Raw genomic sequence first — 24868 nt, forward strand, 5'->3', positions numbered from 1 at the left:
ATTCGACTATTCTTTCAGCAGGAAGTTGCTGATGACTACGCGCTGAATTTCATTGGTGCCTTCATAGATCTGCGTGATTTTCGCATCGCGCATGAATCGCTCTACCGGATACTCACGCGTGTAACCGTATCCGCCGAATACTTGCACGGCTTCGATCGTGACTTCCATCGCGGTATCACCCGCAAATACTTTGGACATCGCAGATGCTTTTCCGTACGGCAGGCCTTGATCCTCCAGCCATGCAGCCTGATACGTGAGCAAACGGGAAGCTTCGATTTTGGTCGCCATGTCTGCGAGCTTGAATTGAATCGCTTGCAAGGAAGCAATCGGCTTACCGAATTGGCTGCGCTCCTTTGCATAGTTACGCGCGTGCTCGTAAGCGCCCTGAGCGATCCCCAGAGCTTGTGCCGCGATCCCGTTGCGTCCGCCATCCAGCGTCATCATCGCAATTTTGAAGCCCTCGCCCTCCTGGCCCAGCATGTTTTCAACCGGTACACGGACATCCTCAAAGTTGACGGCGAGAGTAGGCGAGGAACGAATACCCAGCTTCTTCTCCTTTTTCCCCATCGTAAAGCCGTCCATGCCTTTTTCTACGATAAAGGCGGTGATGCCCTTGTGCCCCCGCTCTGGATTCGTCACGGCGAAAACGATGTAAATCTCCGCTTCACCCGCATTCGTGATGAAGATTTTGCTTCCATTCAAAATGTAATGGTCGCCGTCGCGGACAGCCGTGGTGCGCATGCCTGCCGAATCAGAGCCCGAACCCGGTTCTGTGAGGCAGTAAGCTCCCATTTTCTTGCCTTCCGCCAGAGGACGCAAAAACTTTTGCTTCTGCTCCTCCGTACCAAACTTGTAGAGCGGCCAGCTCGCCAGAGAAACATGTGCGGACAAGGTCACGCCGATAGATGCATCTACGCGGGAAAGCTCTTCAACCGCGATCACATAGCTCAAGTAATCGGCTCCTGCCCCTCCGTACTTTTCCGACCACGGGATTCCTGTCAAACCGAGCTCTGCCATCTGTTCAAAAATAGAACGGTCAAAGCGTTCCTCTTCATCGCGTTCCGCTGCCGTCGGAGCCACTTGGTTCTCAGCAAAGTCACGGATCATTTTTCGCAGCATCTCATGTTCTTCAGTCAGTTGGAAATTCATTTCTACCACTCCCCCGTGTGCTTTTTCGGTCAGTCCGGAACCAGAACGCCTCGCCGGACAACGACACTTTGTTAGTCAGCAAGCAAATGCTTGGCGATCACGATACGTTGAATTTCATTGGTGCCTTCATAGATTTGCGTGACCTTGGCATCGCGGAACAGCCGCTCTACCGGATATTCACGCGTGTAACCATAGCCGCCGAATACTTGGACGGCTTCAGTCGCGAGCTGCATCGCTGCATCAGAGGCAAACCGTTTGGCCATGGATGCTTCCATCCCGCACGCTTTCCCCTGGTTGCGCAAGGATGCTGCCTGGTACACCAGCAATCTCGCTGCTTCCGCTGCAGTCGCCATGTCAGCAAGCTTGAAAGCCACTGCCTGTTGTCCTGCGATTGCTTTTCCGAATTGCTTGCGCTCCTTGGCGTAGTCCGTGGCATATTGCACGGCAGCTTCAGCAATCCCCAAAGCTTGCGCGGCAATTCCAATCCGACCGGTATCCAGGTTCGCCATGGCGATCGTGAAGCCCTCTCCTTCTTGCCCGAGCAAATTCTCGGCAGGGACGTGTGCGTTGTCAAACACCAGCTCAGTCGTATAGGAGCCGTGCAGCCCCATTTTCTTTTCCTTTTTCCCAACGGTGAATCCTGGGGTATCCTTTTCCACGATAAAGGCGGAAATTCCTCTCGTCCCTTTGGAGGGATCCGTCACCGCAAACGTGATGTACGTATCCGCTTCCCCCCCGTTGGTAATAAACACTTTGTTTCCATTTAAAATGTACGCGTCACCTTGGCGAACGGCGGAAGTACGAATGCTGCTGGCATCTGATCCCGCATGCGGCTCAGTCAACGCAAACGCTCCCAAGTACTCGCCGGCTGCCAGCTTCGTGACGTACTTTTTCTTTTGCTCATCGGTTCCGAAGTACAGAATCGGATTCGTGCCGACCGAGGTATGGACGGATAGGATGACACCTACTGTCGCGCTCACCTTGGAGATCTCATGAATCGCGATAATATAAGAGAGGAAGTCGGCACCCGCACCGCCCCACTCTTCTGCCACAGGAATCCCCATCAGCCCCATCTCGCCCATCTTTTTCAAAATATGGCGCGGAAACTGATCCGTCTCTTCCATGACAGGAACAAACGGTGCAATCTCCTTTTGGGCAAAATCACGAACCATGCGGCGCATCATTTCGTGCTCTTCGTTCAGTCGAAGATCCATGTCAAAGTCCTACCTTTCTGCCGAAATCATCTGTCAGTTGTAAACGTAGAAACCACGACCGGATTTCTTGCCGAGCCAGCCTGCTTTTACATATTTGCGAAGCAGCGGGCAAGGACGGTATTTGGAATCGCCGAACCCTTCATGCAGGACTTCCATAATGTACAGGCATGTATCCAGTCCGATAAAATCAGCGAGAGTCAGCGGCCCCATCGGATGATTCATCCCCAGCTTCATCACTTCGTCGATCGCCTCTGGAGTCGCTACTCCTTCGTATACGCAATAGATGGCTTCGTTGATCATCGGCATCAGCACGCGATTGGAGACAAAGCCCGGGAAGTCATTGACGCTGACCGGCACTTTTTTCATTTGCTTGGCCAGATCCTCTGTCAACTGGTACACCTCATCGGAGGTCTGCAGTCCGCGAATGATCTCCACCAGCTTCATGACCGGCACGGGATTCATGAAGTGCATCCCGATGACTTTCTCCGGACGCTTGGTGACAGCGGCAATTTCGGTGATCGGCAGGGAGGAGGTGTTGCTCGCCAAGACTGTATGAGGCGGGCAAACTTCATCGAGCTTGGTGAAAATTTGTGTTTTGACAGCCATATTTTCCGTTACGGCTTCGACGACAAAGTCTGCGTCCTTTGCGTCCGCCAAATCCGTCGATAATACCAGACGAGACAGCACCGCTTGCTTTTCCTCTTCCGTGATTGTGCCTTTTTCCACGCTGCGGTTCAGGTTTTTCGTAATCGTCGCCAGACCGCGCTCTACAAATTCTTGCTTGATATCGTTCAGATAGACGCGAAAACCTGCCGCGGCCGCTACTTGCGCGATCCCGCTTCCCATTTGTCCCGCGCCAATCACCATCATCGTTTGTACGTTCATGTAAAAGGCCTCCTACTCCACTTTAATCAATACGGCGTCACCTTGTGCGGCACCGCTGCAGATCGCCGCGATTCCAAGTCCACCGCCCCGGCGTTTCAGCTCGTAGGCCAGATGCATGATGATCCGTGCACCGCTGGCTCCGATCGGATGACCGAGTGCGATCGCTCCGCCGTTGACATTCACTTTTTCCTCGTCCCAGCCCACGATTCTTCCGCTCGTCAGCGTAACAGCTGCGAACGCTTCGTTCACTTCAAACAGGTCGATGTCTTCCAGAGCTACGCCTGTCTTCTTCAGCAGCTTTTGGATCGCAAGCCCCGGCGTGGTTGCAATGTAGGGAGCCTCTGCTCCCACTTCAGCGTGACCCAGAATAGTCGCCAGCGGCTCTATCCCCAGCTCCGCAGCTTTGGCATCCGACATCAGCACCATGGCAGCAGCACCATCGTTGATTCCCGGAGCATTGCCCGCAGTGATTGTCCCGTCCTTTTTATACACTGGCGGAAGCTTCGCCAAGCCTTCCAGGGTGGTATCCGGCCTGGGCCCCTCGTCCTGGCTGATCAGGAGAGGCTCTCCTTTTTTCTGGGGAATGGACACGGGCACGATCTCATCCGCATAAAGACCCTTTTCGATGGCCTGCGACGCACGCTGCTGGCTGCGCAGCGCCCACTGATCCTGCGCCTCCCGATCGATTCCGTACTCGTCCGCTACGTTGCTGCCGTGAACAGCCATCGGCACCTGGTCAAACGGACAAGTAAGACCGTCGTACATCATCAGGTCACGGACCGTCGCATCTCCCATGCGCATGCCATAACGAGCATCAGGCAAGGCATAAGGAACGTTGCTCATGCTCTCCATCCCGCCTGCTACGATGATCTCTGCATCCCCTGCACGGATGATCTGATCGCCCATCGTCACGGCACGCATTCCCGAAGCGCACACCTTATTGATCGTTTCGCTCGCCACATCCCACGGCAATCCTGCTTTGCGTGCTGCCTGACGCGATGGAACCTGGCCAGCTCCGGCCTGAACGACCATGCCCATAATGACCTCATCCACCTGCTCACCGGAGATCCCGGACCGATGTAATGCCTCTTTTATGACTACTGCCCCGAGGTCGACCGCAGACAACGCTTTCAAAGCTCCGCCAAATTTGCCGAAAGGGGTACGCGCTGCCCCTACAATCACTGTCTTCATGGAACGATCCCTCCTCTTGAATGTTTCCTTCCAAAGGACTCATGTGACCGAGCGTTCGCTCATTTTTATTCTACTCTCATTTTGCCGTTTGCTGCCATAATAGTCAATGAATTTAGGGAAGAAAAAAGCTGCCCTGCCTCGAGCAGCTTTTCCTCCCACGTGCGCGTTAGATCGCGTCTGCCAGGATCTCCGCTACGTCACGTGTTTTGACTTCGTCTTCTTTTTCTTTCGTTTTCACACCGTCGTTCATCATCGTCAGGCAGTAAGGGCATGCGCTGGCGATCGCCGTCGGATTCACTTCCAAAGCTTGCTCGGTACGAGCCACATTGACACGGGAGCCCTCGTGCTCCTCCATCCACATCAAGCCGCCACCCGCACCACAGCACATGCTGTCGCAGCCGCTGCGCTTCATTTCCAGCACTTCCACGCCTGGAATGGCTTCCAGAATGACGCGTGGTTTGTCGTAAATCTCGTTGTAGCGTCCCAAATAGCAGGAATCGTGGTACGTGATGCGTTCTTTCACTTCCTTGGTCGGTTTCAGGCGTCCTTCTTTCACCCACTGTGCCAGCAGCTCAGAGTGATGGTAGACTTCTGCCTGCAGCCCGAACTCCGGATACTCATTTTTAAACGTATTGAACGCGTGCGGGTCACACGTTACGATTTTCTTCACTTCGTACCCTTCAAATAGGGCGATGTTTTCCTGCGCTAGCTGCTGGAACAAGAACTCGTTCCCGATGCGTCGCGCCGTGTCGCCGGAGTTTTTCTCCTCGTTGCCGAGAACCGCGAATTTCACTCCCGCCTCGTGCATCAGCTTGACAAAGGCTTGGGAGATTTTTTGGCTGCGCAGGTCAAAGGATCCCATGGAACCAACCCAGAACAGGTACTCGAATTCCTCGACCTGTTTGACTGTCGGAACCTCGTATTCGCCATTCAAGCCCTCGATCCACTTCATGCGGTCTTTGCGGTTGATCCCCCATGGGTTGCCTTGGCGCTCAATATTGTTCAGGGCGCGCTGGGCTTCCGCTGGCATGCTGCCTTCTGTCATGACGAGATAACGGCGCATATCGATAATTTTTTCCACGTGTTCGTTCATGACCGGGCACTGGTCTTCGCAGTTGCGGCAGGTGGTGCAAGCCCACAGCTCTTGCTCCGTGATGACATCGCCAATCAGATTCTTCTCATATACGGCAGTAGCACCCTCAGAGGTCGCTGCCACTTCGGAAGCCTGCATGGCAATTTGATTCGCTTTCGTGTCAGCAAACGCGAAGCTCGGCATCCACGGCGTGCGGGATGTCACGGCTGCCCCTTTTTCCGTCAGGTGGTCACGCATTTTGGTGATTAGCTCCATCGGTGACAGCATTTTGCCGGTACCAGAGGCTGGACACATATTCGTGCAGCGACCGCACTCCACACAGGCGTACAGGTCGATCAATTGCGTTTGCGTAAAATCCTCGATCTTGCCGACCCCGAAAACCTCCTGGGTCTCGTCTTCAAAGTTGATGCTCGCAAGCTTGCCAGGCGGGTCCAGCTTTTTGAACCAGACATTCACCGGCGCAAACAGCAAGTGAGCATGCTTGGACTGCGGCACGTAGACCGCAAAGCCGAGCAGGATGATCAGGTGCGCCCACCAGAAAATGTAGAAGAGCACAGCTCCCCCCGTCTGGCCCACTCCAATGGCAGATAAGATCATCGCGATCACGGATGAAATCGGAGCGAATCCGGACGGCTCATGACCCAGCCAGAGCTGCTCAGATGCGAGAGAGAGTAGAACCGAAGCCATCAGCGAGGAAATCAGCAGCAGAACGATCCCTGATTTAAAGCCGCGCTTCAGACGCTTCAGCTTTTCGATATACCGGCGATAAAACGCGTAGCCTACCGCTGCCAGAATGAGGAACGTGGTAATCTCTTGCATCAAGCTGAAGTATTTGTGAGCGCTGCCAAAAGGAAGCTCAAAGCCTTTTGACAGTCCTTTGATCACCAACTCGATCGCACCGAACTGCAAAATAATGAAGCCGTAAAACATAACGACGTGCATGATGCCGCTCTTTTTGTCCTTCAAGAGCTTCTTGTGAAAAATGACGTTGTCCAGCAGCAGATTGATTCGTGCGCCAAAGTCATCTTTCACATCCGGCTTTTTGCCGAGCTTGATGAACAAATACCTGCTGTAGACGACATGTCCGGCCAAGTACAGTCCGTAGGCGAGCACCAGGAAAAAGGCGATCAGGTTAATGAGTGCCAGCATGATTCTACTCCCCCTCAATTGATCGAGTATTCTTTTGTTTCTAGTTTATCAGAACCCACCGGAAAAATGAATGACTATTCAGTCTCTAGCTCTTCTTTTTCCGAAAAATGAAACAAAACTGAGCGGTCGCTCAATAATGACTATGCCATGATCTTATCATACTTATTCCGGGTCAACCATCCTTAAAACACCGCTGGAAAAAATCTAATAAATCTCACTTTACTAACTATTTCCTTTGAAAGAAAAAAGTCGCCTGGAATCCCCAGACGACTGCCTTCTCTCGTATTCCTCTTACTTGCCAGATGCTTCTTTTGCCGAGGAATCCCCATGTTCTTTTTTCGCTTTTTGCTCACTGCGCACGTCTGCCAGCGACTTGACCTTGGTCGCCTTGATGCGCTTGTTGCGCGGCAGGTCTGTAGGCTCGAGGTTGTCTGCCTCATCCTGCATGAGCGCAGCGATCCCCACTGCTTTGCCTTTGGCTGCCTTGCAGTACTCGCAGTTTTCTTCATCGTGCTCGTGGTAATTCTTCGGTTCCGGATAAGAGGTGATGACACCCTCGAAGTTGCGCAGCACCACTTTGTCAGATGCCTGCGAGATGATGTAGTTCGGGCTCACCGGAATCTTACCGCCGCCGTGCGGAGCATCCACCACAAAGGTCGGTACCGCATAGCCGGAGGTATGGCCGCGCAGGTGCTCGATGATCTCGATCCCTTTGCTGACAGGAGCGCGGAAGTGTCCGATCCCTTCGGAAAGGTCGCATTGGTAGATATAGTATGGGCGGACGCGGATTTTGACCAGGTCCTGCACCAGTTTTTTCATGGTGTTGGCGCAATCGTTGATGCCAGCCAGGATAACGGCTTGGTTGCCCAGCGGCACCCCGGCGTTTGCGAGCATTTCACAGGCTTTTTTCGCTTCCGGTGTAATTTCTTTCGGATGGTTGAAGTGGGTGTTGAGCCATACTGGATGGTATTTTTTCAAGATGTTGCACAGATTCTCGGTAATGCGCTGCGGGAATACAACAGGCGCTCGCGTACCGATGCGGATGATTTCCACGTGCTCGATTTCGCGCAGGCTGCTCAAGATGTACTCCAGCACGCGGTCGTTGATCAAGAGACCGTCTCCGCCGGACAAGAGTACGTCGCGAACTTCAGGCGTGCGGCGGATGTAGTCGATACAAGCATCCAGCTGCTTTTTCGGTACGCCCATGCCGATCTGACCGGAGAAACGGCGGCGTGTGCAATAGCGGCAGTACATCGAGCACTGATTGGTCACCAGGAACAGGACGCGGTCCGGATAACGGTGAGTCAGCCCCGGTACAGGAGAATCCGTATCTTCATGGAGCGGGTCTTCCATGTCGTACTTGGTGCGAATCATCTCGGAAGAAAGAGGTACAGACTGCATGCGCACCGGATCTGTCGGATCATCTACATCCATCAGGCTGGCGTAATAAGGGGTAATATTCAATGGGATCGTCTGCGTGGAAATGCGCACGCCTTCTTCTTCCTCAGGCGTCAAATTGATCACCTGTTTGAGATCATCTACGGTTTTAATGGTGTGGGTCAGCTGCCACATCCAGTCATTCCATTGTTCGTCCGTAACTTCTTTCCAAAGCTCTATTTGGCGCCAGTCGCGCTGCGTTGCTACCGTCATCGTAATACCTCTCCTCTCGTCAGTGGTGAAGCTGGTATCATTCACTCACGCAACAAGAGATGCAAGGGTCGTGCCAACCAAATCAAAAAATTTAGAAAATAAGGAATAGAGCGCTTTTCTCGGTTCTTCGCGTTCAGCCTTCCCTACGCGTTGCCGTTTTGAGTGCCGAATTTTCGGCAGTCAATTTAAGGGATTGGCCCGCTGATTCAGCTTGTATTGCAGCGTTTGACGCGGAATGCCCAGGAGCTTTGCTGCCCGAAGCACATTTCCATCCGTCGATTTCATCGCGTCTTGAATGACTCGCTCCTCCATTTCCCGCATCAGCTCAGGCAATGAGCGTCCTTCCCCGGGCTTTGGCATCCACGATTCCACAGACGCGTGCCCGACAGGCCGCTCGAGGGAGTGCGGGGGCAAATGCTCCACTTCAATGGTATCGGAATCGACCATATTCATCGCGGCCTCTACCACATGCTCCAGTTCTCGCACATTTCCCGGCCACGCATAGGAAGCAAACATTGCCTTCACTTCCGGGCTGATCCCTTTTACATTCATGCCAAACTGCTGGTTAAACTTTTCGAGAAAATGCCCCACCAAAAGGTCGATATCCTCCCTGCGGCGGCGCAATGGAGGCAATTCAAAGGACACGACATTGATCCGGTAATACAAATCGGTACGCATCTGGCCTTGAGAGACGAGTGATTTCGGCGGTTCATTGACTGCCGCGATCACGCGCACATCGACCTTGATTTGCCGGCTGCCCCCTATTCGGCGTATTTGGCCGTCCTGCAAGACGCGCAGCAGCTTTGCCTGCAAATCAAGCGGCATGCTGTTCAGCTCATCCAAAAACAGCGTTCCACCGTCTGCCAGCTCGAATAGTCCCGGCCTGTCATCCGCTCCCGTAAAGCTCCCTTTTGTCGTACCGAATAGCAAGCTTTCCAGCAGAGAAGAAGGGAGCGCCGCACAGTTTTGAGCGATAAAAGGCTTGCCACTGCGTGCGGATGCCTGGTGAATGGACTGGACGAACAGCTCTTTTCCCGTACCCGTCTCCCCGTAAATCAGCACAGGCGACGAGGTGCGGGCGGCCCGGCGAGCACGCTCTTTTACTTGGTTCATCTCTTCGTTGCTGGTCAAGATATCATCGAAATGGAAGGAGAGTCCGTCAACGGAACGCTTTGTCCGCTTGGGCTTGCTGATTTGCGCCTGCAAATCCACCAGACGCTCCGACAGCTCCTTCAGCTTTCCGATGTCCTTGGCTACCTCGACGGCCCCTACCAGTCTCTTTCCCACCCGTACCGGCAGCGTCGTATTGATGGTCTCTACTCGCACGCCCTTCCAGTTTTTATAGACCTGAGGCTGATTGTAGATCGACTCTCCGCTTTCGATAACCCGCAGCAGTGTACTGGACTCGCGATCGAGGGACGGAAACACCTCGAGCAGCGGTTTTCCCAGCACTTCCTCCGAGGTGAGACCATCCAGCTTCGAGGCGACATGATTGTAAAAAATCGTAATCCCGTTTGCGTCCACGACGTGAATCCCTTCGTCAATGGCCCCGAGTATCGCTTGCAGCATCTCCACTGTATCAGACATTGGCATCCTGGCATTTCACTCCCTTCATCCATGCTGCCAAAAAATCATCACTATGCCGAATATTCGGCACTTTCCATTTATGATCACTTACTCACGATAGCTTTTCCTTTGCACCACGAGCACAGCAGTAAACACCAGGTGCCCCAGTACCCAAATAACAAGTGCAGTCCACGACATCGCATTTCCGCTGAGCAGACTAAACGGCAAAAATGCGATGGCAAATGCAAGCATCCAGTACATGACGTATTTGACGGCATCCACGGCTCGGCTCTCCGGATAAAATCGCCGCCACAAATACGCGATGACCACGCTGATGAACAGGTGGATCAACAGCTCGACAACAGAGGGCAGGCTTTCCATTCCCGGCACATAGCTGACATCAATCAGCACGGCAAACGTGCCGGTGCCAAACAAAGCATCGCCCAGAGCCAAAAACGCTGCCAGAGCGAGGCCGGCAAGCAGTCCGTTTACAAGGCCAAACTTCATGCTCACTCCCCCTTCTCCCTCCCGCCGTGTACCCCTATTGTACGTGTAAAAAACCGCCCTTGCCAAGGGCGGCCCGCAAAAGAAGGCTTTACCCATGACTCGGTACGGCCACACTACCGGATCTGGATAGTCAGTTCATGTTCTCCTGCATACTGCTCGTTCATCCAAAGCTGATAAGCGAGCTCCACACGGGCAGGCATCTGCTCTTCATAGCGAATCCGCAGCTTATTCGTATGGGTCTCCATAGCAAAAGGGCCATAAGGGCTCTGATAGCTGGAATGGGTGCTTGCTCCCTTTTCAAATTGCTGGCGTGTCGATACCCCGCCTTGGCGCACGAGGGTGATCGACTGGTCCGTCAGCTTGAGGGTCGTGCTGACTTCACCCGCACCTTCCACCTGTTCCTTGTAAGTCAAATACCAGGCTCCAACCTTTTGCACGCATTTTCCTTGATAGGCATGGGTCGATTCTTCCCATTCTCCATCAACCCGATGCTTGGCTGTCAATTCAATTTGCACATCTTGCATGATCGCTTCCACTCTCCACAATTTCGTCCCATTCACATCTTTTCCATCCGTTCATTTTACTCTTCAACGATCTTCTGTTGCAACTGCGGCGCGGTTCGTAGCCTCCGCCAGCATGGAGCGCATCGTGACGGCGATTCCCACAGCCGCAAGCAGCAGGAGTCCCGCCAAAACCAAATACCCTGCGCTGGCCCCTGTATAATCGATCATCATGGTAAAGAAGCCGATCAAAACAAGCCGCATCATCATGCCGATCGAATTGAAAAAGCTCATGACCCTTCCCATAAAGTGTTTGGGCACGATCGTCATATAGAGGGATTGCCGTATCAGCCGGACAGAGGCATTGCACCAGCCGTAGACCATGTAGGATGCGACCAACGCCCAGCCGTGCGGTAAAGAAACCATTGCGACAATCACAATGGCAAACAGCAGCGTGTTGCCCACAATCGCCGAGAATTGCCCCATTTTTGCAACCATGATGGAGACGAGAACGCCTGCAGCCACCGCTCCGATCGCGTAGGCCATTTCTCCGAGCGAAAAGATCGATACATCTGCCTTCAGCGTCTGGCTCACATAAACCGGCTTCAGCAGATTGCTCGCCATGATCGCGATGAACGGCATCATGGCAGACATCCCAAAGATCAGAAAGCCCCTCTTTTCCTGTATGTAGCGCCAGCTTTGCCCCAGCTGTCCCAGCCAGTTGACCCTCTGATTCGCTTTGGCTTCCCCTTCCAGCGTAAAGGTGTACCTCATGGTGGACAGCAATCCGAATGCAAACAGATACGTCAGAGCATTGAACAGGATAACGATGTGCAAGCCGTACGAGTTCAACAAAAATCCGGCTACACCGCCAGCGAGAACGGAAGCGGTCTGCCCCTCGATCTCAAGCAGACTGTTGATGCTATTGTAATGCCTCGGTTCGAAGCCTTCTTGCACCAAAGCAGACTGAGCCGGGTAGTGAATCTGATACATGAACGTCGTCACCAGGTAAATGGCGATCAGCATCCACTCCATGTACGAGCCGAAAAATCCCCATACGGCCAGAACGCCAAGCACGCTTGCGCCAATCAAATTTTCCACCAACAGCATTTTTTTGCGGGAAAAGCGATCGATCAACGTGCCAATGTAAGGACCGATAAAAAACATCAGGACAGCGGAAGTAAACATCGTCGATCCCAAAAGCTGCGCTGAACCCGTCTTCTCAACCAGATACCAAGCAATCCCGATCATCGTCATCCCTTGACCAAATCCGGAAAATAAATTGGAGAAAAACAATTTGCGGAAATCGATGTTCGCAAAAACCTCTTTCATCGGATACATCTCCCCCGTCACAGCTTCTTGTGAACATCGTACCTTTATTAGTATATTTTGTAAACTAAAATGTTTAAAAATAATACGACATAAGAACAAGAAGCAAAAACGCCACCGGAGATTGTATCCGGTGGCGTTTGGCTGTTGTCTGTTATTTTACAAAGCTGAGCAGAAGCTCGCGCACGATTTTGGATGCAACGATTTGCGTCATTTCGCTGTGATCGTATACAGGTGCTACCTCTACCAGATCGCAACCGATGACGTTCGCCCCGTTGTTTGCCATGAAATGAATGGTGTCCAACAGTTCACGAGACGTGATGCCGCCTGCTTCAGTCGTACCGGTACCCGGCGCGTGGGCTGGATCGAGCACATCGATGTCGATCGACAAGTAAATCGGGCGGTTGCCGATGGTTGGCAGCACCTTTTTCACTGGTTCCAGCACGTCGTATTTGTACAGGTGCATGTTTTCTTTCGCCCACTCGAACTCTTCGCGCATTCCGCTGCGAATTCCGAACGAGTACACGTTCTTGCCGCCGATCAGGTTGCACACCTTTTTGATCGGGGTGGAATGGGAATACTGGTAGCCCTCGTAGTTGTCGCGCAGATCGGTATGCGCGTCAAAGTGGAAAACCACCATATCCTTGTATTTTTCATAAACCGCTTGGAAAACAGGCCAGGAAACCAAGTGCTCTCCGCCCAGTCCGAGCGGGAACTTGCCGTCTTCCAGCACTTTCGCTACGAAATTGCGGATCATGTCCAGGCTGCCTTCCACATTCCCGAAAGGAAGAGGAATGTCGCCTGCATCAAAGTACTTGATTTCTTCCAGCAGTCGGTCGAGGTACGGGCTGTACTCTTCCAGGCCGATGGATACTTCACGGATCCGGGCAGGACCAAAACGGGAGCCCGGACGGAAGCTTACCGTCCAGTCCATCGGCATGCCGTAGATGACTGCCTGGCTCTCTTCGTAATTCCCGTGGCTGCGAATGAAGACATTGCCGGAGTATGCTTCGTCAAAACGCATTCTTCTTCGTCCTCCTCCGATTAGTCGCGGGTCAGCTCAGCCACGAAGTTAGGCAGTTTGAAGACAGCGTGGTGCAGGTCCGCATTGTAGTATTTTGTATCGAGATTTTTGATTTTGGTCGGATCTACTTCCAATGGATCGTGCTGTTTGGAAGCAATGGTGAAGCTCCACAGACCGGATGGATAGGTCGGGATGCTGCAAGTATAGAGACGGGTTACCGGGAAGATCGATTTCAGATCTTTGAATACGCGCTTGATCAGCTCGCGGTTGAACCATGGAGACTCTGTTTGCGCAACCATGATGCCGTCTGGTTTCAGCGCATCATAGATACCTTGGTAGAAGCCTTTTTCGAACAGGCCCACTGCCGGTCCTACTGGTTCCGTGGAGTCAACCATGATCACATCGTATTCGCCTTTGTGGTCATGAATGTGTTTGATGCCATCGATCACTTGCACGTCAACGCGGGAATTGCCAGTCAGCGCGCTTGCGATCTCTGGGAAGTATTTTTTGCAGGACTCAATTACGCCACCGTCGATTTCAGCCAAAACCGCTTTTTCCACGGATGGATGCTTCACGATTTCACGGATTGCTCCGCCGTCGCCGCCGCCTACTACCAGGACCTTTTTCGGGTTCGGGTGAGTATTCAGAGCTACGTGAGTAATCATCTCATGGTAAACAAACTCATCGACATCAGTGGTCATAACCATGCCGTCGAGCACTAACATGCGTCCAAATTGCTTGGTAGTAATCACGTCGATTTGTTGAAACTCGGTTTTTTCACTGTATAGGGTGTCGGTAATTTTCGTTGTAATCCCGTGATTTTCCGTTTGTTTCTCGGTGTACCACAATTCCATGTTCATGGTTATGTAACCTCCTTCAAGTAACCGCATGTATTAGAAGACTTGACATTGCCAAGTCTTTTAGGGCAACCTTAGCATTCCTTTGTTTAAAGGTCCCTGCTATTGCTGCGCTCCGACTATCACATTGGACTATCATATCAATACTTTCAGATAGTACAAGAAAATTATAGTGGCTGTCCTTCAAAATGCAAGGTTTTTTTGGACATGCTTCCTTTGATTGGCTAAGGGAAGTTTATCCAGTGATTGGCTGACCCATACTAGGATTATCTTGTGTCTTAGTATGTCCCGATTCGGACAATCCATCGGGAGAAAGGAGGATTTGCACATGGAAGTAATTCGGGAAGCCCCCCTGATCCGATATTTTCGGTGGGCCAAGAAATTCGTAAAATTTGTCATTCTCAGCCTATTATGCGTATCGTTTGCTGCCCTGCTCTTGATCTTGTATTTGCGCTCGCAGCCGATGCCAGAGACCTTCGTCAAACAAACCACGACGATTTACGCTGCGACAGGCGATGTATTGGATACGATGCATCGCGGTGAAAACAGGATCGTCGTGCCGATCGGCGATATTTCTCCTGCTCTCGTCGATGCGACCATTGCCATTGAGGACCGGACGTTTCGAGAGCATTACGGCTTTGACTGGAGGCGCTTGGCGAAAGCCGCTTATGTGGATGTCATCCATATGGACATGCGTCAAGGCGCCAGTACAATCACCCAGCAGCTGGCGCGCAACCTATACTTGAGCCTGGACAAAACGTGGGAACGGAAAATCAAAGAAGCCCTGCTCGCGATCCAATTGGAGCTGAACTATAGCAAGGACGAGATTCTGGAGATGTACATGAACCAGATCTACTACGGGCATTCCGCCTATGGGGCACAAGCTGCCGCCCAAACGTATTTCGGAAAAGATGCCAAAAATTTGACCATCGCCGAAAGCGCCATGCTGGCCGGCATTCCGAAGGGACCTTCGTACTACTCCCCTTTTGTTGATTTTGAGAAAGCCAAATCACGTCAAAAGCTGATTCTGGATGCCATGGAGCGCGACGGAATGATCACCCAAAAGCAAGCTGAGCAAGCTTTGGCTGAAACCATCAAGCTAAAGGATCGATCCACGGAGAGCGTGGCGGAGCAAGCTCCTTACTTCCGGGACTATATCGCGAATTTGGTGAAAAACAAGTATGGCATTGACGAGGAGATGTTTATTCACGGGGGCTTGAAGATCCATACGACATTGGACCCGGTCATGCAAAAAAAGGCGGAGGATATCGTCGCATCCGTATTGCCAAAGGATAATCCAAGCCTTCAGGTAGCATTGGTAGCGATGGACCCCTCCACCGGATACATCAAAGCAATGGTCGGAGGCCGTGATTACAAGCAAAGCCAATACAACCGGGCCCTAGGAAAACGGCAACCTGGCTCGTCATTTAAGCCCATCATGTACCTGGCGGCGCTGCAAAACGGATATACCCCGCTGACCATGATGAAAAGCGAGCCGACGGTCTTTACCTACGACAATAACAAGCAATACATTCCAAACAACTTTGGAGGAAGATATGCCAACGCGATGATCAACATGCGGGAGGCAATCAAGACCTCGGATAATATTTACGCAGTAAAAACCATCGACTTTTTAGGTCCGCAAAAGGTCGTGGACGAAGCGGTCAAGCTGGGTATTACCAGTCCCTTGCAGGCAGTGCCTTCCCTGGCTCTGGGCACCTCGCCCGTCTCTCCGCTGGAGCTCAATACGGCTTATTCGGCTATCGCCAACAAGGGGGAAGCTGTCAAAGCGATAGCAATCACCTCCATCGAAGACAATCAGGGAAACATTTTGGTCGAAGAAAAAACGGAAAAAACACCTGCTGCAGACCCGGTAGCCTCCTCCTTGCTGACGAATTTGATGCAAAGTGTGTTTGAACGCGGCGGCACCGGCTACCGTGTGGTCAATGAACTGAATCGGCCCGTTGCCGGGAAGACCGGATCCACTGACTATGATGCCTGGTTGAGCGGATTTACGCCGCAGCTCGTGTCCACCGTATGGATCGGATACGATAAAAACCAAAAAGTGGATGACGTAAAAGAAGGGTATTTATCCAAAAAAATATGGGCGCAGTTTATGGAGAGTGCCTTGAAGGACCAGCCTCCTGCTTTGTTTGATATGCCTGCAGGGGTGGTATCCGTCTACATCGATCCTCATTCAGGAAAACTGGCCACTGAGCACTGCCCTTCCCCTCAGTTATTTTACTTTAAGAGTGGGACGGAGCCACAGGATTATTGCACGGACCATTTACCTGCCAATGTCGCACCGACTCCGTTAAAACCACCCGATACCTCCTCGTTCTGGCAGCGAATGGGCAGTTGGTGGAAACCAAATGAATAGCAGCACACAGAAAAGGGACGTGGTTGTGGCCACATCCCTTTTTTGCGCAAGAACGACCGTCCACTAGAAAAAGGTCGTTCCTCTATTTTCATCGCTCGCCGACTGCTGCTCGCCGCCAGCAATCACTCCGTTACCATCCGTAAAGACATGGTCGTTGATCACGGTGATGAGGCCGGCTTGATCGAGCTGATCCAAAACCTCAAACAAGCTTTCCCTTTTTCCAGCAGGCAGCTTGCGTATAAAGTTGTTGATTTCCTGAGGAGACACGTGCGTGCGGAAATGGACGCCGCCGTGCTTCACATAGTGATCATCGTTCGTTCCTTGTACACGGGGTTCTTCGCTCATGGGTAACGCCCCTTCCGGTCAGACTTAAGTTGTCATGCCTTTGTAGTGTTCCGCTCCATGACAAAAGCATGACCTGAAAAAAAAACCTCTGTCACAACGCGAAAGGCTTCTGAGCGTAAGACAAACAGGGAAAGAGTGACGGCTCTTTCCCTGTTTGATGACCTAGTGTACATGTACACAGATATGAAAATAAGTTTACCTTACTCCCAAACTGGTAACAATTGATTTCACCATTTGTTCACAGACCGTTCACGATTTGGCAGAAAGCGTGGTTCCGCCTAACTTTTACAACTAGTGGGGACTAGTCTGGCTTTGGCTGCCCTTGCACTGAGTCAACTATCCAAATTCCTAATTGTGCAAGTTCAAGACAAAGCTTCCTTCAATTCCTCTTTGGAATTGTCAAACATTTCCTCGCTATTCTCAATCAATAGCTTTTTCAAAGCGGCTTTTTCTTTATCTCCCAAATCGGACAGCATGATGCGGCGCTTCATGGAATAATCCATGCGGTTTACATGGTCTGCCAGGATTTTATAGCCGCGGCGCGCTTCCCGATCGACCTCCATATAGCATGCAGTCGCTCCCGCATAGTAAGGTCCCGCTTCGTTTCGGTCTACCGTAACCCATACCAGCCAGTAAGGCTTTCCGTTTGGTACTTCTTCTTTGTTCGTGGTCCATTTAATTCCTTTTTCTACAGCACTTTTGGCATGCAATGCTCCCATATCGATGTAAGCTTCATCTCCATCGATAATGACAGAGGAGACAGCATTCAGGTCCAGTACCCCTTGACCAAAACCGCCGTGTACATCGGTCTTGCCGCTCATGATGGTAAAGCCGCCTTTTTTATTATCAAAAATATCCACGTTAACAACCTCCAGATCATCATTCTCCTTCCTTTATTCTACTCGGAATCGCATATTGAAGCAATTTGACCGTGTGCCCGGTTATGTGCCTGCAGGTTTTTCGTCCTGGTCGGCTTTTTCAGAGCGCCTCTTCCACTTATGGTAAATCCATAGCATAAAGGTGGCGAACAATGACGTATGAATGGCCATCAACAGCTGGATGATCCACATACCCGATCCCAAATAGCCTCCCGCAGAAAGAACGACAACGTAATACAGAAAGCTGGAGATAAACGCCGTCACCAGCGTCCGCCAAATCCGAAAGCCAAAAACAACACGTATGTAACCTGCAATGAATAGCGCGATGATAGGACCTGCCAATTGCCACGCGAACACAAAAGGGCCTAGAAATATCCAGACGAGTATGCTTTCCATACTTGGCTTCCTCGCTTATCGGCCTAGATCCACAGCTTCCTGTAAACCTCGTTGACCTAGCCGGTACCATTTCCCTGTCTCTTGTTCTTCATCCGAATCTTCCGAAGAAAAACGCTGAATTTGCAAGGTAGAGCCTTGCTCTGCATTTGGGTCTTCAAATTCCAGCTCTTCTCCATCTTTTACATGCATGACGACGAGATTGCCGTGATACTCAACGGAGAGGTCTTCCCACCCTTCCTTTTCCTGCTGCTTTAGAGCCAGCCTTTTGCCGGATTTGACAACCGTAACATCAGGAAAGGTCCCATCCGCCCTGGAAAGGATGTACGTGAGATAGGTCTGCTGTTTGCGGGATGAATGACGAAGACCGGGCTGCGTGTCTTCCATGCCTTTCAGCAGGTGAGCCACCTGAGCGATGACCTCGGGCAGCTTCGGCAGTTGGGCGTGCTCTCCCATCACATAGTACTTTTTCTTCATATCTTTTTGCGCGTAGCTGGCACTGAGATACGGTACGGTCCCATCTCCCATCCCTTTGTCATAATAAGGGGTCCATGCCTGGTGATTATGATCGTAGAAATAACCGAGCAGCGTAGGCTGGCCTTGCCCAATAATGGAGTACTGGGGAACGCCGATCGTTTTTGCATCCCATTTTTCATGCAGCTTGCCCGCTTGCTTGACAAGAGGCGTGTAAGAAAGCCGAATCGCTTTGTCTTGCATAAATTCATCGTAGCTATACGGTTCATCCTTGTCCTTTTTCAAGAAGCCCACCGTTTGGAAGTACTTTTTGGATGGCAGCAGTTCGTAAACGGCAGGTGCGTATTCCGATATGACTTTTCCTGTCTCCTCATCCATCCATGGAATGGAGAAATTGTAGCCGTAGCGGATCGCTTGATATGCTCGCGGAGCCCCTATAAACGGTGTCCCCAAGTAGACGATTCGATTTACCTTGGATTGATAGGACACATTGGACAATAGCGTTTCCCTGACCAGCAGCCCGCCCATGCTGTGGGCAACCAGCTGAACCTGACTTGCTCCAGACCGTTCCAAGGCAAGATCGATTTTTTGCTTGAGCGCGACCGCATTTTTCGTGCTGCTGTATCGCCAGTCATACGGCATGGCAAAGAGCGATCGATGCTTTTTATACCCCATCTTTTCCAGCTGCTTCACCATACTGTAGTACTGCTCTGTCGTGTTGCGAATCGGATCCAACGGTGAGTAGGAAAGATATTCGATGGCACGGAAGCCTTCGTCGGCACGCTCCGGAAAAATACGGACACCTTTTTCGCGAGATTGAACATCCGTACTGTTTGGACGTATCGGCTCCAGCCCGAGAAGCCTGCGGTGTCTTGGATCGTTGATGCCGATCAGGCTATCCCCAAGCCCCAACCAAATTTCCGTGATCTTGCCATCCTCTTCGGCTTCCAGTCGAGAGCCGCCGATGCCTGGAATCAGGATGACAGGAATCGTCTTTGTGGCTACTTCGAGCTTGTAGGTATTGGGTGCAAATCCGGAGCGTTGGCTGGCGACCACTTTGACCAGGTAAGTGCCGGGATTGGCCGCAAACGCAATTTGCTCATTGGCGTTTTTCGGCTTTTCCGACTTGGAAAGCACTTTTCCCTCCTGATCCAGCAAATAGAGATCGATATCCATCCCTTCTGAGATCTCCTTTAAATCCAGCCTGATCGTTGATGCCAGCGTAATTCCAAACTGATAGATGTCGATATCGGACAAACCGTGAAGATTTGCTTGCAGCGTCACATCGAAGTCGGTGCCTAAAGAATGGGCTTCATCGAGCGAATCATTGGGCTCGAACTCGTCCAGCTTGGCATCCCCTTGAACATCGACGAAGTCAGCACGCAATCGGTAGTAATAGTCTTTGTGAAAGGAATCACTGTTACCTTGTACTTTGACGTAGTACCATTCCCCTTGTTCGAGGGTGATTCCGTCCACGGCTTCGTCCGCCTGTCCTTCCTTTTCAGCGCGGCCCAGCTCCTGGTTATCCCCAGAAAAAACGTAAAAGTTGTAGTCCTGACCCCTGGGGATATCACGAAGACTGACATTCATCGTTCCATTTTTGGTCGCTTTGATTTTCCACATATCCACATCGCCTGATTTCCCGATCTTGCCATAGGCGTCCTTTGCATCGAACAGCCAATCGGCTTTTCTCACAGTATCGTTGGGCTCCAGCTCAAATGTGGCAGGCCTGCTGCGCAGAGCCGTCTCTCTCGGCTTTTTGTCTGGGGAATACTCTCGGTAAAAGTCTTTTGCCCATCTCTCTACCTGAACCTGCTGCTTGTTTTGAGCACCCTCCTCGCTTGTTCGAGACCCCAAAGGCTCGTCGGATGTAAGGGGTACCAGATGCAGCTGTTCTTCTTTTTGACCCGGATTCAGATCCCACGGGACTTCCTTCAATTCGATCCCATCCGCGCTGAGCTGTACAGATTCCGGTATCCTGATCTGCAAACGAGTCGCAGGCTCATCCTCGTCTGTTCTCCATCCGACCGTCAAAGGGCTTTTCCCGACCGGCTTGACGGCCACTGAAAAACGGGCTCCCTCTTGAATGGAATGGGTGAGCTCCTGATCGTCCTGATTGACGACAAACTCAGGCTCATCTTTTGACCTCTGCAAGGATGCCTGGATGCGCAGCTCCCCTCCCTCTACCCATGCCCATGCCTCTTTTAGTAAGGATTGACGCTCCTCTTTGGCCCAAGCCGATGTAACAAAATCACATCCCAGTAATGTGAGTATCAGTATGAGCAACGCAAGACGCTTGACCGATTTCCCCACAAAAATACCCCCTCGTCTCTTTCTTTCTTCACAGTAGAAAAAGACAGCGCGGGGGCGCAAATATATTTAGTGGGTGGTATGATTTCGTAATCCTTGGCGTTCCCAGGAATTCGCAATGATACGGAACGGGACCCGATAACCATCGAGCTGATGCCCTTGCCCTCCGCTTTTTACCGGGTAGGCAAACCCTTTTCTGGCATCAAATCGGAACTGCACAAAATAGTAAACGGCATACGAGGAGTCCTTTTGGAATCCTCGTTGCTTGTCTCCCATCAACGGAATGTCAACACCCACCTCACGAGACCCAAGCTTGGAAGCGGAATACGCAGTGCCCCTCCACAAAAGCGAGCTGTTTGTCACCAGTGGAAGCACCGATTGCAAAGGGGTTTGCCTCATTCCGGTTTCCGAAATCCATGCTTGTGCAGACACGATGACGGGATATCGGCCACTGACCGGATGTCGATGCCGATCCTGAAGTGCCACCTGAGACAAAATGCGCTCCCCGGCGTAGAAGTCATTGGCCACGCTGTTTGGATAACGGTCTCTCGCGTGGTACTCAGCCCATTCCGCTGTATGATGGATTGACCCCGCAGCATTGGGCTCGAACACCTCAAAGTACCTCTCTCCGCCTTTCACCGTAATGGTGTACCGCCCGTTCATGGTTTTCGCCTCGCTCTTTGCCTCGCATATCTCCTCGTCGTTTTCGTCTGTCGTGCAGCTGTCATAAGTCAGGGCAAAGTGGATGCTGTAATCCATGACGATGACAAATCCGTTAATCTCCGCCTTGTACTTCAGGGATTGCAGCTCTTGGCGCCACGTCGTTTGTGTCGGGACAATCGTTCCTGTGTACAGGTAGTCCCCGCCTGTCGATGCACTGCTCACTTGCCATTGCTGCGCTGTTCCCGGTCCGCTGACTTTCAAGTCTAGCCTGTTCGGGTTGTAAACCGCCATGCTTTTGGCATCAGTAATCCATCCGGGCACCGCTGTAACCGTGACATTTTGAATTCCTTCCCCGCTCACGGATTGCTCGAGCTGCGCCTTGTAGTCCGTGATTTTCGCATTGATTTCCTGCTGGGTCCTTTGAAACCCTTCGTTGATTTTCGTCTGGTCGATCACAACTCGAATCGTCGCAGGCTCGCGTTCCCATACTCCGTCCGTCTGTACGGTCAGCTTTTGCAGCTGGCGACTGTCACTATCGTATATCTCCAAGCCGATTTCCCCACCGTCAAAATTTCCTCCTCCTCCAGGTGGACTCGGGATTTCCGACCCTCCAGTGACAGTCACAGGCCAGAGCGCACGATTGTCGGACCAGTTCACTTCATTGTCCGGCTTGTTTTTGGAAGGATTGATGTTTGCAATGAAGTTTTCCGCTTTCTGTGGATATTTTGTGGGTACCGTAATCGTCCTGACTTCCCCCGGCTTGAACTTATCCACATCCAGCAGTGTTTCTTGTGGAGAGCTCTCCCATCGGACCGCCAGTTTGGTGTCGTGCTCCAGCAGTCCTGCATTTTTTATCTTGAAAGTAATCGTGCTTGCTGTCCCTGATGCTTGCGGCTGTTTGGGCGTGATGGCAAAACTGCTTTTCACGATCAACAGATTCTCACCAGCTGGTGCACTCTCTCCGACCTGGATAAAGAAGTAACCATCGCACAGATTCGACGAAGAGTCCTCGTCATAGAAATTCAGCAGGTAGAGCCCTTCCAGCACCTTGCCTGTACTCTCGTCCTTGGGGAGACGCAGCCAATGATCTTCACTCGGATTTGTTCCATTCGGCAAAGAATGATCTCCCCGATTGAACCTCCATGTCCCCGTATCCGGATCAAACCATTGAACGACGAATTTCGTATCCTCGCTCGTGAACAGCTTGAGATTGTAGCCGGCATGGTCAAAATCGGCCGAATCCAGCTCGACGATTTCCCCGCGTTCCACGTTGCGCGTCCATTTCTTGTCTCCGGACGTGCTTTCCATGCTGATCACCAGGTCATAGCATCGCTTATACGAAAGAACCGTAAAGGCAAATTCCCTGACGCACCCCGTTTCTGAAAGGAACACAAGCTTCATTTTCTCTCCCACCTCGATGTCATCCGGAAGCACGATATCCAGCTTTTCATCGGCGGCCAGCTTCTGACTGAGCGCTACCTTTTTCCCGGCATACTCCAAAAACCACGTACCCGCAGCGCTTGCAGAGACTTTCATATGCGTGTCGTATCCTTCAGACGTTTGGGTAAAGAGCTCCTTGTAGATCGGGTCCGATTCCAAATCGGTGAAAGCTACCCCTCCAGGGGGATATTCGGAAGGCGGTTCCCCGTACTTTTTAAACTTGATTTTGGCCTGCTCGGTAATCGTACAGCTCGAATCTCTCACTTTGATCACAAGCTCCCAGTCGCATTCTGGTCTCCCCAGCCATAGGGCACTTTCGAAATTCAGCTTTACCCGATAGGTCTTCCCCCTCTCCAAAAGAACGTCATGCCGGTCATTCCCTGTGCCAAAGGGCAGGCTGAGCTTTGCAGAGTTCCGCGTCCCCCACCTTTGCCGCCCTCCCACTTCATCGTAGGAGCCCGGCAAAGTCTCCACAGTGCCATCCGGTCTAGTCACATCCCACTTGATTTCTGCCGGACCCTGTTCTCCATTGGCATTCGTGTACTTGGCCTGTAGGCGAACCTCCTCGCCAGGGGCCACTTCGATCGTCGAGCCTTTGCCCATGCTGCTGCCATTTACGGAAATGATCGGGCAACGATCAGTCCCGTCCTCCCCGTCTGCCACCTCAAAGGTCTTTTGCCAGCAATCCGTTCCATCATCGCTTTCATAGGCAATCGTAAAGGTACCTGCCGCAGGAGCGTCCGTGATTCCCACTTTCCGGTTGTTTCCTGAGCCGCTCTGCATCACTGCACCGCTGTGAGTAAACGTCCCTGCTTTTTTGGCAGTAGCGATGATTCTGGTACCCTCTTTCACGGTGATCCTCTCACCGCCGCTTGACACACCCGCAAGCTCCTTGTCGCTGTTTTCCTGCTCCAATCGCAAGTCCATGGTGATTCGTGTGCAAGCTCCCGGCGGCTCGGGGTCAGGATCAGGATCCGTCGGTACCTCGCCTACGGTGAACTGATAGGTATACGGAATCGACACACTCATGCTTGGCGAGCCTTGTCTCGCCCGATGATGCCTGTCCGTGATCGTGAGGGAAACCTCGTACAGACCTGCTTCAGTGGGCTTGTACTGATAGGATTGGCTCCAGGGAAAAGGCTTGGGGCTGCTCGACTCGTTCACCAGTGGCAGGTAACCGCTCTGGTCGGGAACCTCCCTGTTTGTTTCAAATTGGTAGTAGCCCTTCCCAGTTGTCTTGTTGATGACGGACAAATTCCAAATAAGAATGCCACGGTCATAGTAAGAATAGTCCGTGGCATTCGCCGTAATGGTCACTTGTTCGTTGACCGCGTATTTGGTTTTGTTGGTCGATACTTGCCCGGTGGGTAGTGAGGTGGTACGGAAGTGGCCTACCGAAATATATCCATTTCCGTTTGGCTCGAGGTTGTCCCCAATGGTGTAGCCGGCACCACCGGAGGCTGTAGCGAGTTCTGCGAGGTTGTAGGCTTGGTAGGGTTGCATAGAGGGATTTGTTATGTTTGAAATTGTTCTACTATAAACATTTGCATTTCCTCCAAGGATATAATTAGAGTTTCCATTAAACCTTTGTATCCAATACAAAGCCTCATCAAAATCTTTACGAGCATCCTGAGCTGAAGGAGAGTAGACATAGTACCAGCCACGGTCAGCTTTTTCATGTAGATCTGCAAATCCAATTGTATGACGTGCGTCTTGATTACCATTAATCTCAATTATTGAATCCGTTGCTCCTAAGTTTGCAGTAATTCCTTGAATAAGAATTTCATCAAAACCATTGGGTGGGCCAATTTTTTTATCTAGATTTATTATCCCCAGTTCAATCCCTCTATTTACTGGCATAACAGCTAAAA

Annotated in this window: 18 protein-coding genes; 1 reads left to right on the plus strand and 17 read right to left on the minus strand. The window is 51.7% G+C overall.

Annotation, left to right across the window (positions count from 1 at the left end):
* Nucleotides 1-6: 6 nt before the first annotated feature.
* The 12 genes from JNE38_RS28990 to speE form a co-directional block, all read right to left on the minus strand.
* The gene (locus JNE38_RS28990; RefSeq protein ID WP_203354478.1) at nt 7-1149 is read right to left on the minus strand and encodes an acyl-CoA dehydrogenase; all 1143 of its coding nucleotides are present in this window, start codon (nt 1147-1149) and stop codon (nt 7-9) included.
* Nucleotides 1150-1220: 71 nt separating this feature from the next.
* Nucleotides 1221-2363 (minus strand): acyl-CoA dehydrogenase, encoded by a 1143-nt coding sequence (locus JNE38_RS28995; protein ID WP_203354479.1) that lies wholly within the window; start codon nt 2361-2363, stop codon nt 1221-1223.
* A 33-nt stretch (nt 2364-2396) separates the two neighbouring features.
* A complete protein-coding gene (locus JNE38_RS29000; RefSeq protein WP_203354480.1) occupies nt 2397-3248 on the minus strand; it encodes a 3-hydroxybutyryl-CoA dehydrogenase in 852 nt (283 codons plus the stop codon).
* Between the two features lie 12 nt (nt 3249-3260).
* Nucleotides 3261-4439, minus strand: coding sequence for an acetyl-CoA C-acetyltransferase (locus JNE38_RS29005; protein WP_203354481.1), 1179 nt, complete (start codon nt 4437-4439; stop codon nt 3261-3263).
* Between the two features lie 166 nt (nt 4440-4605).
* The gene (locus JNE38_RS29010) at nt 4606-6681 is read right to left on the minus strand and encodes a heterodisulfide reductase-related iron-sulfur binding cluster (RefSeq protein WP_203354482.1); all 2076 of its coding nucleotides are present in this window, start codon (nt 6679-6681) and stop codon (nt 4606-4608) included.
* Between the two features lie 291 nt (nt 6682-6972).
* On the minus strand, nt 6973-8331 hold the full coding sequence (gene ablA, locus JNE38_RS29015; RefSeq protein ID WP_203354483.1) for a lysine 2,3-aminomutase: 1359 nt from the start codon (nt 8329-8331) through the stop codon (nt 6973-6975).
* Nucleotides 8332-8511: 180 nt separating this feature from the next.
* Nucleotides 8512-9924: a sigma-54 interaction domain-containing protein gene (locus tag JNE38_RS29020; protein WP_203354484.1), complete on the minus strand. Its 1413-nt coding sequence runs from the start codon at nt 9922-9924 to the stop codon at nt 8512-8514.
* An 81-nt stretch (nt 9925-10005) separates the two neighbouring features.
* The gene (locus JNE38_RS29025; RefSeq protein WP_203354485.1) at nt 10006-10404 is read right to left on the minus strand and encodes a hypothetical protein; all 399 of its coding nucleotides are present in this window, start codon (nt 10402-10404) and stop codon (nt 10006-10008) included.
* A gap of 113 nt (nt 10405-10517) precedes the next feature.
* Entirely contained in the window at nt 10518-10928 is a 411-nt protein-coding gene (locus tag JNE38_RS29030) for a YwiB family protein (protein WP_203357792.1), read from the minus strand.
* A 63-nt stretch (nt 10929-10991) separates the two neighbouring features.
* Complete coding sequence (locus JNE38_RS29035; protein WP_203354486.1) at nt 10992-12236, minus strand: MFS transporter; 1245 nt, start codon at nt 12234-12236, stop codon at nt 10992-10994.
* Between the two features lie 151 nt (nt 12237-12387).
* On the minus strand, nt 12388-13257 hold the full coding sequence (gene speB / locus JNE38_RS29040; RefSeq protein ID WP_203354487.1) for an agmatinase: 870 nt from the start codon (nt 13255-13257) through the stop codon (nt 12388-12390).
* Nucleotides 13258-13277: 20 nt separating this feature from the next.
* Entirely contained in the window at nt 13278-14111 is an 834-nt protein-coding gene (gene speE / locus JNE38_RS29045; protein ID WP_203357793.1) for a polyamine aminopropyltransferase, read from the minus strand.
* A 331-nt stretch (nt 14112-14442) separates the two neighbouring features.
* Here speE and JNE38_RS29050 point away from each other — a divergent pair, with 331 nt between their 5' ends.
* Nucleotides 14443-16494 (plus strand): transglycosylase domain-containing protein, encoded by a 2052-nt coding sequence (locus JNE38_RS29050; RefSeq protein ID WP_203354488.1) that lies wholly within the window; start codon nt 14443-14445, stop codon nt 16492-16494.
* A gap of 63 nt (nt 16495-16557) precedes the next feature.
* Here JNE38_RS29050 and JNE38_RS29055 read toward each other — a convergent pair whose 3' ends face one another.
* The 5 genes from JNE38_RS29055 to JNE38_RS29075 all read right to left on the minus strand — a co-directional run bounded on the left by JNE38_RS29055 (nt 16558) and on the right by JNE38_RS29075 (nt 24500).
* The gene (locus JNE38_RS29055) at nt 16558-16839 is read right to left on the minus strand and encodes a hypothetical protein (protein ID WP_203354489.1); all 282 of its coding nucleotides are present in this window, start codon (nt 16837-16839) and stop codon (nt 16558-16560) included.
* A 362-nt stretch (nt 16840-17201) separates the two neighbouring features.
* Nucleotides 17202-17699 (minus strand): YwhD family protein, encoded by a 498-nt coding sequence (locus tag JNE38_RS29060; protein ID WP_203354490.1) that lies wholly within the window; start codon nt 17697-17699, stop codon nt 17202-17204.
* 81 nt (nt 17700-17780) lie between these two features.
* A complete protein-coding gene (locus JNE38_RS29065) occupies nt 17781-18113 on the minus strand; it encodes a hypothetical protein (RefSeq protein WP_203354491.1) in 333 nt (110 codons plus the stop codon).
* A 15-nt stretch (nt 18114-18128) separates the two neighbouring features.
* Nucleotides 18129-20897 carry a lipase/acyltransferase domain-containing protein gene (locus tag JNE38_RS29070; protein WP_203354492.1) on the minus strand — a complete coding sequence of 923 codons (2769 nt, stop codon included), beginning with the start codon at nt 20895-20897 and terminating at the stop codon, nt 18129-18131.
* 66 nt (nt 20898-20963) lie between these two features.
* Nucleotides 20964-24500, minus strand: coding sequence for an ABC transporter permease (locus JNE38_RS29075; RefSeq protein ID WP_238933503.1), 3537 nt, complete (start codon nt 24498-24500; stop codon nt 20964-20966).
* Nucleotides 24501-24868 lie beyond the last annotated feature (368 nt).

The organism is Brevibacillus choshinensis, from assembly GCF_016811915.1.
Classification (GTDB): Bacteria; Bacillota; Bacilli; order Brevibacillales; family Brevibacillaceae; genus Brevibacillus; species Brevibacillus choshinensis_A.